Consider the following 14,629-nt stretch of genomic DNA (forward strand, 5'->3'; position numbering starts at 1 on the left):
TCATCTTCTGCTCTCCAACGTAGAGTCGGAGCTTTGGCCGCAGAAGAGGGCCGGAGTTCCCGTGTCGCTCAGAAGGGCCGGAAAACGGTCAATCAGGTGGGCGGGTCGAGATACTTGTGTCTTCTCGCGAACGGCGACCAGGGGGAGTGATCGGTGAATTCTGCCGGAGAGACGGGCGGTCGGGGAGAAGGCGGCGGCAGGGGCGGACGGCACGCCGTCGTCGTCGGCGGGAGCCTCGCAGGGCTTTTCGCGGCGCACGTCCTGGCCGGGCACGCAGACCGGGTGACGATCCTCGAGCGCGACCGGTTCCCGGAGGGCGCGAGGCCGCGGCCCGGCGTGCCGCAGGGCCGTCACCCGCATGTTCTGCTCCAGGGCGGACAGACGGCCCTGGAATCGCTGCTGCCGGGGTTCGTGGCGGAGCTGCGGGAGGCGGGAGCGCCTCGAGTGGGCATGCCGGCCGACATGGTGCTGTGGCAGAGCAGCCGCTGGTTCAGGCGGTGCCCGCGACGACGCACATCTACACCGGCTCCCGCGCACAGCTCGAGGAACTGGTGCGGCGGCGGGTTCTCGCCAACCCGGTGATCAGCGTGCGGGACCGCTCCGGCGACACCCGCGTGGAGCCCCGCCCCCTGGAGGCCGACCTGGTCGTCGACGCCTCCGGCAGCGGCACGAAGGCCCCGCAGTGGCTCGCGGCGATCGGCGCCGAGCGCCCGCGCGAGGCGACCATCGACACCGGACTCGCCTACGCCTCCCGCGTCTACCGCGGCATGAACGGCGCACTCGACGGCGAAACCCGCGGCTACTACGTGTATCCCGATCCCGAGCAGGTGCACGCCGGCGGCGCACTGCCCCTGGAGGACGGCAGCCACCTGGTGATCGTCTCGGGGCTGCGCGGCAACGAACCACCCACCGGCGACGACGAGTTCGTGACGTACGCCAAGAGGTTGCCGCATCCGCTCCTGCACCGGTGGCTGGAGGACGCCGAGCCGCTCTCCCCGGCGTTCGGCTACCGCCGGACCTCGAACATCCGCCGACGCTACGACGTTCCCGGCCATCCGGCGGGCTTCCTCGCCACCGGCGACGCCCTGTGCACCTTCAACCCGATCTACGGGCAGGGCATGGCCGTGGCCGCCATGAGCGCGGTCGCCCTGCGTGACGTGCTGGCCGACCGGCGCCGGACGCCCACCACGCGGCGCGTGCAGCAGACGCTCCTCGCGGCGTCCCGGCTCGCGTGGGACATCTCCGCCGGGGCGGACCGCAAGATGCCGGGCGCGGTCGGCACCGCGACCGACGGGGGCCCCGCGGACCGGCTCGCGGGGTGGTACCTGAGCCGCGTCCAGGAGCGCGCCCCCGGCGACCCGGTCGTGGGGCGGACCTTCCGCGCCGTCGTGACCCTCTCCGAACCCGTCACCGCCCTGTTCGCCCCGCCCGTGGCCAGGGCCGTTCTCTTCGGCCCACCCGCGCCGACGCCGACCGAGCCGCCCGAGACACGGGAGGAGACCGGGTCGTCCCGGGCGTAGTGCTCGGCACCCGCGGACGCCTTCGCAGCGGCGGTCGCCACGACGACATGAACGCGTTCAGTCCTCGTGGACGGCCAGGGTCAGGAAGCGGGAGTCCTCGTCGACGTACGACGTCATGCGCCATCCGGAACCGGCCAGCAGAGGACGGAGGTTGGGCTCCGCGCGCAGGTCCTCAGGGGTGATCTGCCGCCCCTGGCGCGCGGCGAGCGCCGCCCTGCCGATCGGATGGAACAGGGCGAGGACGCCGCCGGGCCGTACCACCCGGGCCAACTCGCGCAGATTGTCGGCCGGTCGGGGCAGATGGGAGATCAGGCCCGCTCCGAAGACGGCGTCGAGCGAGCCGGAGCGGAGCGGCAGGGCGGCCACGTCGGCGAGCAGCAGCTGTCCGTCCCGGTCCCTGCCGGCCCGTACGGCGGCTTCCAGCATGGCCGGGGTCAGATCGGCCCCTATGGCCACTCCTGAGGGCCCCACGGCCGCACGCAGGGGCGGCAGGGCCCGTCCGGTGCCGCAGCCCGCGTCGAGCACGCGGTCGCCCTCGCGCAGACCGAGTTCCGTGACAGCGGCGGCGTAGGCCGGACCGTCGTCCGGGAACCGGCTGTCCCAGTCGGCGGCACGGGCCGAGAAGAACTCCTGAACGTGTGTGTGGTCGTCGCTCATGTTCCGCATGGTCTCTCACCGACAGGGATGAAGGCGCGGTGCACACGTTCGAACGTGACGCGATCGTTCAGACGCATCTTGCGCCAGATTGCAACACCTTTCGAAATGCGCCCTCTTTGTGCGCCCCTGCCCCGGCTAGCGTCCCTTAGCCATGGGACACCTGGACCACGCAGCCCTGGGCTGGCTGACGCCCACGCTTTCGTACGTCATGGCCTGTATCGGCGCCGCGCTCGGCCTGCGCTGCACCATGCGTGCCCTCGGAGCCACCGGACGTTCGCGCCGCAACTGGCTCATCACCGCGGCCTCGGCCATCGCGACCGGCATCTGGACCATGCACTTTGTGGCCATGCTCGGCTTCAGCGTCAGCGGCACCGACATCCGCTACGACGTACCACGGACGATCGCGAGCCTCCTGGTCGCGATGGCGGTCGTCTCCGCCGGCGTCTTCGCGGTCGGCTACAGCCATGACCGGGTCCGCGCGCTCTTCCTGGGCGGACTCACCACCGGCCTGGGCGTGGCGAGCATGCACTACCTGGGCATGGCCGCCGTACGGCTGCACGGCAGCGTCCAGTACGACCCGGTCCTCGTCGGACTCTCCGTCCTCATCGCCGTCGTCGCGGCGACGGCGGCCCTGTGGGCGGCGCTCAACATCAAGTCGCCCGTCGCCGTCACCATCGCCTCCCTGATCATGGGCGCAGCGGTCAGCAGCATGCACTACACCGGGATGTTCGCGGTGAGCGTGCGGGTCTCACCCTCCGGCGGCGTCCTGCCCGGGGCGACGGCGATGCAGTTCATCTTCCCGCTCGCCGTCGGACTCGGCTCCTACCTGTTCCTGACCTCGGCCTTCGTCGCTCTGTCGCCCACGACAGGAGAGCGCGAGGCAACCGCCTCGGCTCAGCGCACGGTCGAGAGCGTCACCTCCTAGCGGCGGAGCCGGGCCCCGGACGGCCCGACGACACGCCCCCGAACCACTCCCGAGCGAGGAGGCCATGCGTACATCGCGTAGGACCCCCAGAGCCGGCGCCGAGTCGCCGCACCAGACCCCCGCGCGCGGGCGTCGCGCACATGCCGGACCACCGGCCGACGAAAGCCCGGACGACCCCGTGGGTCCTCCGGCCGAGGACATACCCGTGCACGCGGGACCCTGGCGGATACGCCCCCGCACGGTCCGCGCCAAGATCGTCTGCCTGCTCATGGTGCCCGTCGTCTCACTGCTCGCGCTGTGGGCGTACGCCACCGTCAGCACCGCCCAGGACGTGTCCCGGCTGCGGCAGTTGCAACGCGTGGACGACGCCGTCCGCTCGCCCGTCGCCGAGGCCGTGACCGCGCTCCAGACGGAGCGTGCCGCCGCGGTCCGCTACGCGACCGACCCGTCCGCCGCGCAGAGCGACGACCTCCGCAAGCTCGCCGAGCGCACCGACCAGGCCGTGGCACGACTGCGGCTCGGCGACGACAACACCGTCGCCGACGGCGAGGAGCTCCCCGCCGGTGTCGCCCAGCGCCTCGAAGCCTTCGTGACCGGTGCGGAAAGGCTGCGCTCCGTGCGCGCCGCCGTGCTGGACCGCAGCGCCGGGTGGGACGAGACGTACGGCCGCTACACCAGGACCATCGCCGGCGCCTTCGCGGTGGGCGGTGCCCTCACCGGCATCCAGGACGCCGAGCTCGGCTCCGACGCGCGCGTGCTGCTCGAGTTCTCCCGCGCGGGCGAGTCACTGGCCCAGGAGGACGTCGTACTGTCGAGCGCGCGGCTGGCGGGCGGCCTCGCCGGAGAGCGGCTGCGGCTGTTCACCGGGGCCGTCGACACCCGCCGGACCCTCACCGAGGCGGCCGTGACCGACCTGCGCGGCTCCGACCGCGCCACCTGGCAGAAGATCGCCGGCAGCGGCGCCTACGCCACCGTGACCGCCGCAGAGGACCGGATACTGGCCGCCGCTCCCGGCGTCCGCGCCGTCGAGTCGACGCCGGAGGCCACCTGGCGGGCCGGGCACACGCGTGTGCAGGACGGCATGCGGGCCGTCGAAGAGGCGGCGGGCAGCGGGGTCGCCCACCGTGCCGACCCGTTCACCCGGGGTCTGCTCACCCCGGCAGGGGCCGCGGTCCTGCTCGGCCTGATCGCCGTCGCCGCGTCGCTCGTCATCTCCGTGCGCATCGGTCGCGGCCTCGTCGTCGAGCTCGTGAGCCTGCGCAACAGCGCCCTGGAGATCGCCCGCCGCAAACTCCCGGAGGCCATGGGGCGGCTGCGCGCAGGCGACGAGATCGACATCCGGTCCGAGGCCCCGCCGGGACCGCCCGCGGAGGACGAGGCCGGCCAGGTCGCCGAGGCCCTGAACACCGTGCACCGCGCAGCGCTGCGGGCCGCGGTGGAGCGCGCCGAACTCGCCAGCGGCATCTCCGGGGTCTTCGTCAACCTCGCCCGCCGCAGCCAGATCCTCGTCCACCGCCAGCTCAGCCTGCTCGACAGCATGGAACGCCGCTCCGACGACCCCAACGAACTGAGCGATCTCTTCCGGCTCGACCACCTCACCACCCGCATGCGCCGCCACGCGGAGAGCCTGATCATCCTCTCCGGAGCGGCACCCGGCCGCGCCTGGCGCATGCCGGTCTCGCTGACCAATGTGGTCCGCGCGGCCGTCTCCGAGGTCGAGGACTACGCGCGCGTGGAAGTGCGTCAGCTGCCGGACGCCTCCGTCGTCGGCGCGGCGGTCGCCGACCTCACGCACCTGCTGGCCGAGATCATCGAGAACGCCGCCCAGTTCTCACCACCCCACACGCGCGTGCGTGTCACCGGCGAACCCGTCGGCAACGGTTACGCCGTCGAGGTCGAGGACCGCGGTCTGGGCATGGGCAAGGAGACTCTCGCGGAGGCCAACCGGCGCATCGAGCAGTCCGAGGCGCTCGACCTGTTCGACAGTGACCAGCTGGGCCTGTTCGTGGTCAGCAGGCTTGCGGCGCGGCACGGCATCAAGGTGCACCTGCGCACCTCGCCCTACGGCGGCACCACCGCGGTCGTCCTGCTGCCCACGGCGCTGCTGCACATCAAGGCGGCGGAACGTTCCCCCGCCAAGGCCACCGACCGGGAACGGCTCACAGAACGCGAGTACGCGCGCGTGGCCGCCGCAGAACGGGACCAGGAGTCCGTCCCCGCCCCGGCCGAGCGCCCCGCCCTGGTGGCTCCCCTGACGGCCGCCGCCGACCGGGGAACGTCCGAGTCACCGCCTTCCGGAGTCACCGCCCTGCGTCTGCACCGGCCGCCCGACGAGCCGGAGGAGTCCGACGACCTTCCCCGCCGGGTACGACAGGCGAGCCTGGCTCCCCAACTGCGCGAGCAGCGCTCCGAGGAACCGACCCCGGCAGCGGACCGCCGGGACGACGAAGGCCGTACACCCGAAGCCGTCCGGGACCGGATGGCGGCGTACCGGGAGGGCTGGGCGCGCGGCGGCGGCAGGCAGTCCGGTCGCGGTGCCACCCCAGATCCCCCAGCGGGCAGAGACAGCAGCGAAGGAGACCGAGGATGATCCAGGACCCGAACATGAGGGCCGACATGGGGGTCCCCCCGCGCGAGCGCAACCGGGAGTGGGGCAGGTCCGGTGAACTCGACTGGCTGTTGGACGACCTGGTGCTGCGCGTGAGCGAGGTACGGCATGCCGTGGTGCTCTCCAACGACGGCCTCGCCGTGGGCTCTTCGACGGACCTGCGCCGTGAGGACGCGGAACACCTCGCCGCGGTCTCCTCCGGTTTCCACAGTCTGGCCAAGGGCGCGGGCCGGCACTTCGGCGCCGGGGGAGTGCGCCAGACCATGGTCGAGATGGACGACGGCTTCCTGTTCGTGGCCGCCGCGGGAGACGGCTCCTGTCTCGCCGTCCTCACCGCGGTGACCGCGGACATAGGCCTCGTCGCCTACGAGATGGCACGCCTGGTCAAGAGGGTCGGCGAGCACCTCTACACGCCGCCGCGCGTGGGCGCGCGACCGCCCGCCGCCGGATGAGAACGAAGGGCGGTCGGCTCCGATGACCGAGGACATGGCGGGCGTCCCGTACGAACAGGGCAGCCAGTGGTACGACGGCGAGGCCGGGCCCCTCGTCCGCCCCTACGCGATGACGGGCGGACGCACCAAACCCGGCCCCACCGGGGTGCGTTTCGATCTGATCGCCCTCGTCACCCTCGACGCCGGCGCGCCCGGGGCCGGTGACGACACGTCGCTCGGACCGGAGCACCGGGCCCTGATCGACCTGTGCCGCACGGAGACGCAGTCGGTGGCGGAACTCTCGGCGGGCGCCGACCTGCCCGTGGGCGTGGTCAGGGTGCTCCTGGGGGACCTCCTGGAACTCGGTTGCGTCACCGTCAGCCGTCCGGTGCCGCCCGCGCAGCTGCCCGACGAACGGATTCTGCGCGAAGTGATCGAAGGGCTCCGGGCCCTGTAGATGAACGTTCAGAACCGGGCAATAAGCGGCCCAACCCCTCAAAGCGAAGTCCCAGTTGTCATGATGCTGCCTTCGCGACCCCGTACCGACGTCGCCGCCCGATGCCGGCCCTCCCGAGAGAAGTGATCGATGGTCTCCGAGAACTCCGACGCCCAGGGCGGCGACACGACCGCCCTCGCGCTGAAGATACTGGTCGCCGGCGGGTTCGGCGTGGGCAAGACCACCCTGGTGGGCGCGGTCAGCGAGATCAGGCCGCTGCGTACGGAGGAACTGCTCAGCGAGGCCGGGCAGTTGGTGGACGACACCGATGGCGTGGACCAGAAGGTCACCACCACGGTCGCCATGGACTTCGGGCGGATCACCATCCGCTCCGGCCTGTCGCTCTATCTCTTCGGTACCCCGGGCCAGGACCGCTTCTGGTTCCTGTGGGACGAGTTGTCGCAAGGGGCCCTGGGTGCCGTCGTCCTCGCGGACACCCGGCGCCTGGAGGACTGTTTCCCCGCCGTGGACTACTTCGAGCACCGGCACATCCCGTTCGTGGTGGCCGTCAACTGCTTCGCCGGTGCCCGGAGTTACGGCGCCCACGACGTCTCGCGCGCCCTCGACCTGGACCAGGGCACACCTGTGGTGCTGTGCGACGCACGGGACCGGGACTCGGGCAAGGAGGTGCTGATCCGGCTGGTCGAGTACGCCGGGCGGATGCACACCGCCCGGCTCCTCGACTCGGTGGGCTGACCTCGGCCGGAGGCAGCCCACCGGCAGGTCAGTCCGCGAGGTCCCTCTCCGCCAGCACCCGGTCGATGCTCACACGGACGAGGAGCTCCCCCGGAACGCCGTTGCGGGCGCCGAACTCCTCGGCCCGTTCCTCGCCCATGTAGCGCGCCCCGATCCGCCCGGCCCAGTGCCGGACCTCGTCGAGATCCTCCGACAGCCGGGCCCGGCCCTGCAGCACCACAAAGGCGAAGGGCGGCCGGTCGTCGTCCACGCACAGGGCGACACGCCCGTCCCGCGCCAGATTGCGCCCCTTCACAGTCTCCTTCCCGGTGTTGAACACCAGCTCGTCGCCGTCGAGAACGAACCAGATCGGCGCCACATGCGGGCTCCCGTCGGCCCGGACGGTCGACAACTTGCCGGTGCGGGTGCCGTGCGAGACGAACTCCCGCCATTGCTCATCGGTCATCTTCTGTGCCATGTCCCCATTCTCCTTGCCCCGTTGACGGTCGTGGGGAAGGCTTGCTGGGAGGTCCTCCGGGCAGGAGGAGACGTCACACGGGGAGACGGGACACATGCCGCAGAAGCAGGGGCTCGGCCGGCTGCTGGACGATCTGACCGAGCGCGTCGACCATGTGCGGCACGCGTTGGTGCTGTCCAACGACGGGCTGGTGACAGGCGCCAGTACAGGACTGCGCCGTGAGGACGCGGACCATCTCGCCGCCGTGTCGTCCGGACTGCACAGCCTAGCCAAGGGCTCCGGGCGCCACTTCGGCGCGGGCAAGGTACGGCAGACGATGATCGAGTTCGACGACGCGGTGCTGTTCGTCACCGCCGCGGGCACCGGCAGCTGTCTGTGCGTGCTCAGCGGCTCCGACGCAGACATCGGCCGGATCGCCTACGAGATGACCCTGCTCGTCAACCGGGTCGGCGAGCACCTCGACGTGGACGCCCGCCGACCCGAGCGGAGTCCGGCGACAGACCTCTGACCTGGGGTTTTATTCAGCCCGCTGGAGTTATCCACAGGCTCGCCACGCAACCCGCCCCACCGGCTACGGTTTCTGTCACGGCAAACGCACACAGCGTGAGCGACGACTCCACGGGGGAGCGACCATGACGAGCAACACCATCACCCCACTCCAGCGCAACACCTACACCCCCAGCCGCGCCGCGCGGGAACTGGGGCTCAAGCGAAGCGAGTTCGACCTCGCCGTACACCTCGGCCAGATCCGGACGGTGCCCGACGAAGGGGGCGGAGGCCGACGCGTCAGCCGGTCCGAGATCGACCGGCTGCGAGCCACGGACGGCTTCCCCGACGCACTGCGTCAACGCGTACGACTCGTGGGCACCACCGAGGGCGCGGAGGCCATGGAGATCTCCGTCGGCAGGTTCACCCGCCTGGCGCGCCTCGGCCTGTTCTCGCCGGTGCGCTTTTATCTGAACCGGTACCGGGCCGTCGTGTGGCTGTATCTGGCCGACGAACTGGAGGAGTTCACTGCAGTCGAGGAGAACACCCCGCTGCTGACCGAGCGGCGTCTGCCCGAGGGGTTGCGCGACATGCTGGACGAGGGCGTGGACCTGCGCGCCCGCAACTGGCGCGGACGCCACCGCGGCTTCCTGCTGCGTCTGGCCGAAGACCCCTGGGAGAGCGCCGGAGCCCTCGCCGCCTTCCTCGACCCCGCCCAGATCGCGGAGCTCGTCCCGGACCCCTACGAGCGGTCCCACCTGGGCCGCTTCCGGCCGGGACCGCCCGCGCACGGGGCGCAGGGCTCACCCGCCGCCCACCTCAGCGAGAAGATCATGACGGCGGACGACCCGGCCGAGATCGCATGGCTGAGGACCGAGCTGGCCCAAGTCCTCGACGACGCCCGCCGGTTCCGTCCCGCGCCACGCCCGGCAACCCGGCAGACCCCGCCCACACTGCCCCCGGGAGAGCCGCCGACGCAGGAACCGTCCCGCGGGCTGCTGGGCTGGCTCCGCCGCAGAAGCGCCTGACCTACGCCTGACCCGCGCCTGAACTACAGCGGCCGGAACAGACCCTCCTGGACGACGGACACCAGCAGACGTCCCTCCAGATCGTAGATCCGGCCACGGGCCAGACCGCGCCCACCCGTCGCGATCGGCGACTCCTGGTCGTACAGGAACCACTCGTCCGTGCGGAACGGCCGGTGGAACCACATGGCGTGATCCAGCGACGCGATGTCGAAGCTCCGCGGGCCCCACAGGGGCTGGACCGGGAGGCGGACGGCGTCCAGGAGAGTCATGTCGCTCGCGTAGGTCAGCGCGCAGGTGTGCACGACCGGGTCGTCCCCGAGCGGCCCGACCGCGCGCATCCACACCGCGCTGCGCGGCTCGGCGTCCTTGACCTCCTCGGCACTCCACCGCAGCCGGTCCACATACCGGATGTCGAAGGGCTGGCGGCGCGCCATCCGCTCCAACTGCTCGGGCAGTTCGCCCAGATACTCCCGGATCTCGTCGCCGACCGTCGGCAGGGACTCCGGCGGCGGGACCTTGCGGGCGGGAGGCAGCTGGTGCTCGAAGGGACCTTCCTCAGGTTTGTGAAAGGAGGCGGTGAGATTGAAGATCGTGCGGCCCTGCTGCACTGCGGTGACCCGGCGGGTGGTGAACGACCGCCCGTCGCGCACCCGCTCGACCTGGTACACGATCGGTACGCCGGGCCGGCCCGGGCGCAGGAAGTACGCGTGCAGCGAGTGCACCGGGCGCTCGCCATCCGTGGTGCGGGCGGCGGCGACCAGCGCCTGGCCCGCCACCTGGCCGCCGAAGACCCGCTGGAGGGACTCGTGCGGACTGCGTCCACGGAAGATGTTGACCTCGATCTGCTCCAGGTCGAGCAGGTCGACGAGCCTCTCGGCCGGGTTCGTCATGGGTGGGATTCTCCTGTGTTCACAGCCGGTCCGTGGCTCACAGCTGGCCGACGTCGGTGACCCGGACGACCGCACGGCCCTCCGCGTCGGAGGCGGTGAGGTCGATCTCCGCGCTGATGCCCCAGTCGTGGTCGCCGTTCGGGTCGGCGAAGGTCTGCCGGACGCGCCACAGCCGGTTCTGCGGCTCCTCCTCGATCTGCAGCAGCTTGGGGCCGCGGGCGTCGGGGCCGGTGCCGAGGTCGTCGTACTCGTCCCAGTACTTGTCCATCGCCTCGCCCCACCTGTCGGCGTCCCAGCCGGCCTCGCCGTCCATCTCACCGAGCTCTTCGACCTGGTCCAGGGCGGCGAGTTCGACGCGGCGGAACAGGGCGTTGCGGACCAGGACGCGGAAGGCGCGCGCGTTGGCGGTGACGGGCTTGACCTCGTCGGCCTTCTCCTGGGCCTCCTCGGCGGTCATCACCTCCGGGTTGGCGAGCTGCTCCCACTCGTCCAGCAGGCTGGAGTCGACCTGGCGGACCGTCTCGCCGAGCCATTCGATCAGGTCCTGCAGGTCCTCGGACTTGATGTCGTCAGGGATGTTGTGGTCGAGCGCCTTGTAGGCGCTGGCCAGGTAGCGCAGGACGATGCCCTCGGTGCGGGCGAGGTCGTAGAGGGAGACCAACTCCGTGAAGGTCAACGCCCGTTCGTACATGTCGCGGATGACGGACTTCGGGGAAAGCGGATGGTCGCCGACCCAGGGGTGGCTCTTGCGGTAGGTGTCGTACGCGTGGAAGAGCAGCTCCTCCAGGGGCTTCGGGTACGTGATGTCCTGGAGGCGTTCCATGCGCTCCTCGTACTCGACACCGTCCGCCTTCATCGCGGCCACGGCCTCGCCCTTGGCCTTGTTCAGCTGGGCCGCGAGGATCTGCCGGGGGTCGTCCAGCGTGGACTCCACGACGGACACCATGTCCAGGGCGTAGGAGGGCGATTCGGGGTCGAGCAGTTCGAACGCGGCGAGCGCGAACGTGGACAGCGGCTGGTTGAGCGCGAAGTCCTGCTGCAGGTCCACGGTGAGGCGGACGATGCGGCCGGAGGCGTCGGGCTCGTCGAGCTTCTCGACGATGCCGCCGTCCAGCAGCGAGCGGTAGATGGCGATCGCCCGCCGGATGTGCTTCAGCTGCTGCTTGCGCGGCTCGTGGTTGTCCTCCAGGAGGTGCCGCATGGCCGCGAAGGCGTTGCCGGGACGGGCGATCACCGACAGCAGCATCGTGTGCGTGACCCGGAAGCGGGACATCAGCGGCTCCGGATCGGAGGTGATCAGCTTCTCGAAGGTGTTCTCCGTCCAGCCGACGAACCCCTCGGGCGCCTTCTTGCGCACGACCTTGCGGCGCTTCTTCGGGTCGTCGCCCGCCTTGTTGAGCGCCTTCTCGTTCTCGATGACGTGCTCGGGAGCCTGGGCGACGACGAAGCCCGCCGTGTCGTAGCCGGCCCGGCCCGCGCGGCCGGCGATCTGGTGGAACTCGCGGGCGCGCAGGGTACGGACGCGGTTGCCGTCGTACTTGGTCAGCGCCGTGAAGAGCACCGTGCGAATGGGCACGTTGACACCGACGCCGAGGGTGTCCGTGCCGCAGATGACCTTCAGCAGACCGGCCTGCGCGAGCTTCTCCACCAGCCGCCGGTACTTGGGCAGCATGCCGGCGTGATGGACGCCGATGCCGTGCCGGACGTAACGGGAGAGGTTGCGGCCGAACTTGGTGGTGAAGCGGAAGTTGCCGATCAGGTCGGCGATCCGGTCCTTCTCCTCGCGCGTGCACATGTTGATGCTCATCAGCGCCTGCGCCCGCTCCACGGCCTGCGCCTGCGTGAAGTGCACGATGTACACCGGCGCCTGCTTGGTCTCCAGGAGTTCCGTCAGTGTCTCGGTGAGCGGGGTGAACTTGTACTCGTAGGAGAGCGGCACGGGCCGAGTCGCCGAGCGGACCAGCGATGTCGGTCGGCCGGTGCGCCGGGTCAGGTCCTTCTCGAACATCGAGACATCGCCGAGTGTGGCCGACATCAGGACGAACTGCGCCTGGGGCAGCTCCAGGATCGGGATCTGCCAGGCCCAGCCGCGGTCCGCCTCGGCGTAGAAGTGGAACTCGTCCATGACGACCTGGCCCACGTCCGCGTTCTTGCCGTCGCGCAGCGCGATCGACGCGAGCACCTCGGCGGTGCAGCAGATGACGGGAGCGTCGGCGTTGACGGAGGCGTCGCCGGTCAGCATGCCGACGTTCTCCGTGCCGAACATCTTGCACAGCTCGAAGAACTTCTCGGACACGAGCGCCTTGATGGGCGCGGTGTAGAAGGTGACCTCGTCACGGGCGAGGGCGGCGAAGTGCGCACCCGCCGCGATCATGCTCTTGCCCGACCCGGTAGGCGTCGACACGATCACGTTCGCGCCGGAGACCACCTCGATCAGCGCCTCCTCCTGATGGGGGTAGAGCGTCAGACCCCGCTCCTCGGCCCACGACTCGAAGGCTTCGTAGAGGGCGTCGGGGTCGGCGGTCGGCGGCAGCTGATCGATGAGGGTCACCCACCCATCTTGCCTGCCCGGATGCCCGATGGGGGAATCGGATGCGAGGCCGAAGATCACGACCAGTACGCTGTGTCGCCGACGGAGCGTCAGCGCAGCCGGTCAACTGGACAGTGGCACAAGAGGAACGGGGCGATCAACGCCGATGATGGGACCAGCACACTCACTGTCGGGCGCCGCGGCCTGGCTGGGCGTAGGAGCGGCCGCCGCCGCCACGGGGCACACCATGCCGTGGCCCGTGCTGCTGGCCGGAGCCCTGATCTGCGCGGGCGCCGCGCTCGCTCCCGACCTCGACCACAAAGCGGCCACGATCTCGCGGGCCTTCGGGCCGATCTCATGGGCCCTGTGCGAGATCGTCGACAAGCTCTCGTACGCCGTCTACAAGGCCACCAGGAAACAGGGCGACCCGCGTCGCTCCGGCGGGCACCGCACGCTCACGCACACCTGGCTGTGGGCGGTGCTGATCGGCGCGGCCTGCTCGGTGGCGGCGATCACCGGTGGCCGCTGGGCGGTGCTGACGATCCTCTTCGTGCACCTGGTGCTGGCGATCGAGGGCCTGCTGTGGCGCGCGACCCGAGGCTCCAGCGCGGACGTCCTGGTCTGGCTGCTGGCCGCGGCCGGCGCGTGGATCGTCGCGGGCGTCCTGGACAAGCCGGGCAACGGTTCGGACTGGCTGTTCACGCAGCCGGGCCAGGAGTACCTGTGGCTGGGGCTGCCGGTCGTGCTGGGCGCGCTCGTGCACGACATCGGGGACGCGCTGACGGTCTCCGGTTGCCCGATCCTGTGGCCGATCCCGCTGGGCCGCAAGCGCTGGTACCCGATCGGCCCGCCCAAGGTCATGCGCTTCCGGGCGGGCAGCTGGGTCGAGCTGAAGGTGCTGATGCCGGCGTTCATGCTGCTCGGGGGAGTGGGCTGCGCGGCGGCACTCAACTTCATCTGAGGCCGGGGCGCCGCAGGCCCCCGTCAGCTGCCCTGACCGGTCCCGCCTCCGTAGCGCCGTTCGAAGGCGGCCACGCGTCCCTCCGAGTCCACCGTCCGCGCCTTGCCGGTGTAGAAGGGGTGGCTCTCGGAGGAGATCTCCACGTCCACCACCGGGTAGGTCTCGCCGTCGTCCCACTCGATGGTCTGGTCGCTGGTGGCGGTGGACCGGGTCAGGAAGGCGTAGCCGGCGGAGCGGTCGCGAAAGACGACCTCGTGGTAGTCGGGGTGCTTGTCCTGCTGCATGGCTGCTCCTCGGGAGGCGCGGAATACGGCACGGGCAGTGCGACGGTGGACGGGGTGGACGGCGCGGACACGGCCGGGCGGCCGCAGCGGTCAGCCGGGCAGGTACTCCTCGTCGACGATGTGCATCGCGGCCTCCTCCGCGGACGCGGCGGCACCGTCGATGCCGACGTCCGTGGCGATCAGCGCGCTCTCCTCGTCCTCGTGAGCCCCTTCGTCGGGGGCCACGAGACGGCCGGAACGCATCGCGCCGACCTCGTTGTCCAGGAGCTCGCCGTCGGTGCCGTCGCAGTCACCGATCCCGTCACCGTCGGCCGGCGCGAGGTCGGGCGTCTCCTCGGCGAGTCGTTGGTCCAGCGTCTCGCCCTGCCGGCGCTCCGCGGCCGTCACACCGCTGTGCTCCACCGCCCACGGTCGCTCCGGCGGGGACCAGCCGCGGTCGAGGGGGTCACCGACTCCGTCGTCCTCCAGGGTGTCCTCCGCGTCGAGCAGACCCGCGTCGTCCTGGATCTCGGAGTCGTCGGGCTGGTAGACGTCGTCTCCCCATCCGTCGGAGCTGTCCACGGGTACCTCCAGGTGAAGGGGGACGGACCCGGTCCTCCCGCGGCCCGGGGCGGACCACGGGCTCACGGGGCACTTGCCGCGCCCGCCGTCGAACCGTGC

At 71.1% G+C, this 14,629-nt stretch carries 14 protein-coding genes and 1 pseudogene; 9 read left to right on the forward strand and 6 right to left on the reverse strand.

Going from position 1 to position 14,629, the window contains the following annotated elements; genetic code table 11:
• The first annotated feature begins 261 nt into the window (after positions 1-261).
• Positions 262-1,520: pseudogene (locus ACZ39I_RS17870) on the forward strand (NAD(P)/FAD-dependent oxidoreductase).
• Between the two features lie 57 nt (positions 1,521-1,577).
• Here the strand turns inward: ACZ39I_RS17870 and ACZ39I_RS17875 are convergent.
• Positions 1,578-2,177, reverse strand: a complete 600-nt coding sequence (locus ACZ39I_RS17875; protein WP_467245313.1) for a class I SAM-dependent methyltransferase — start codon at positions 2,175-2,177, stop codon at positions 1,578-1,580.
• A 151-nt stretch (positions 2,178-2,328) separates the two neighbouring features.
• Between ACZ39I_RS17875 and ACZ39I_RS17880 the strand changes: the two genes are divergently transcribed.
• The 5 genes from ACZ39I_RS17880 to ACZ39I_RS17900 all read left to right on the forward strand — a co-directional run bounded on the left by ACZ39I_RS17880 (position 2,329) and on the right by ACZ39I_RS17900 (position 7,333).
• The gene (locus tag ACZ39I_RS17880) at positions 2,329-3,102 is read left to right on the forward strand and encodes an MHYT domain-containing protein (RefSeq protein ID WP_467245314.1); all 774 of its coding nucleotides are present in this window, start codon (positions 2,329-2,331) and stop codon (positions 3,100-3,102) included.
• A 64-nt stretch (positions 3,103-3,166) separates the two neighbouring features.
• Positions 3,167-5,692 carry a sensor histidine kinase gene (locus tag ACZ39I_RS17885; RefSeq protein ID WP_467245315.1) on the forward strand — a complete coding sequence of 842 codons (2,526 nt, stop codon included), beginning with the start codon at positions 3,167-3,169 and terminating at the stop codon, positions 5,690-5,692.
• Complete coding sequence (locus ACZ39I_RS17890) at positions 5,689-6,162, forward strand: roadblock/LC7 domain-containing protein (protein ID WP_393601061.1); 474 nt, start codon at positions 5,689-5,691, stop codon at positions 6,160-6,162. The genes ACZ39I_RS17885 and ACZ39I_RS17890 overlap by 4 nt, the downstream gene beginning before the upstream one ends.
• A gap of 22 nt (positions 6,163-6,184) precedes the next feature.
• Positions 6,185-6,598, forward strand: coding sequence for a DUF742 domain-containing protein (locus ACZ39I_RS17895; RefSeq protein ID WP_467245316.1), 414 nt, complete (start codon positions 6,185-6,187; stop codon positions 6,596-6,598).
• A gap of 129 nt (positions 6,599-6,727) precedes the next feature.
• Positions 6,728-7,333, forward strand: a complete 606-nt coding sequence (locus ACZ39I_RS17900) for a GTP-binding protein (RefSeq protein WP_352386751.1) — start codon at positions 6,728-6,730, stop codon at positions 7,331-7,333.
• Positions 7,334-7,361: 28 nt separating this feature from the next.
• Here the strand turns inward: ACZ39I_RS17900 and ACZ39I_RS17905 are convergent, their stop codons facing one another.
• Entirely contained in the window at positions 7,362-7,790 is a 429-nt protein-coding gene (locus tag ACZ39I_RS17905; RefSeq protein WP_467245317.1) for a PPOX class F420-dependent oxidoreductase, read from the reverse strand.
• 94 nt (positions 7,791-7,884) lie between these two features.
• Here ACZ39I_RS17905 and ACZ39I_RS17910 point away from each other — a divergent pair, with 94 nt between their 5' ends.
• Both ACZ39I_RS17910 and ACZ39I_RS17915 read left to right on the forward strand, forming a co-directional pair.
• Entirely contained in the window at positions 7,885-8,298 is a 414-nt protein-coding gene (locus ACZ39I_RS17910) for a roadblock/LC7 domain-containing protein (RefSeq protein ID WP_352386747.1), read from the forward strand.
• Positions 8,299-8,422: 124 nt separating this feature from the next.
• The gene (locus ACZ39I_RS17915) at positions 8,423-9,304 is read left to right on the forward strand and encodes a DUF6397 family protein (protein WP_467245318.1); all 882 of its coding nucleotides are present in this window, start codon (positions 8,423-8,425) and stop codon (positions 9,302-9,304) included.
• Between the two features lie 23 nt (positions 9,305-9,327).
• On the opposite strand, the gene ACZ39I_RS17920 is transcribed toward ACZ39I_RS17915, so the two are convergent.
• On the reverse strand, positions 9,328-10,194 hold the full coding sequence (locus ACZ39I_RS17920) for an acyl-CoA thioesterase (protein ID WP_467245319.1): 867 nt from the start codon (positions 10,192-10,194) through the stop codon (positions 9,328-9,330).
• Positions 10,195-10,231: 37 nt separating this feature from the next.
• The gene (locus tag ACZ39I_RS17925; RefSeq protein ID WP_451476171.1) at positions 10,232-12,745 is read right to left on the reverse strand and encodes a DEAD/DEAH box helicase; all 2,514 of its coding nucleotides are present in this window, start codon (positions 12,743-12,745) and stop codon (positions 10,232-10,234) included.
• 145 nt (positions 12,746-12,890) lie between these two features.
• On the opposite strand from ACZ39I_RS17925, the gene ACZ39I_RS17930 reads away from it, so the two are divergent.
• A complete protein-coding gene (locus tag ACZ39I_RS17930; RefSeq protein ID WP_467245320.1) occupies positions 12,891-13,685 on the forward strand; it encodes a metal-dependent hydrolase in 795 nt (264 codons plus the stop codon).
• 23 nt (positions 13,686-13,708) lie between these two features.
• Here ACZ39I_RS17930 and ACZ39I_RS17935 read toward each other — a convergent pair whose 3' ends face one another.
• Entirely contained in the window at positions 13,709-13,969 is a 261-nt protein-coding gene (locus ACZ39I_RS17935) for a type B 50S ribosomal protein L31 (RefSeq protein WP_020118411.1), read from the reverse strand.
• Between the two features lie 90 nt (positions 13,970-14,059).
• Complete coding sequence (locus ACZ39I_RS17940) at positions 14,060-14,530, reverse strand: DUF5709 domain-containing protein (RefSeq protein WP_467245321.1); 471 nt, start codon at positions 14,528-14,530, stop codon at positions 14,060-14,062.
• Positions 14,531-14,629 lie beyond the last annotated feature (99 nt).

The organism is Streptomyces sp. NPDC024687 (assembly GCF_055559055.1).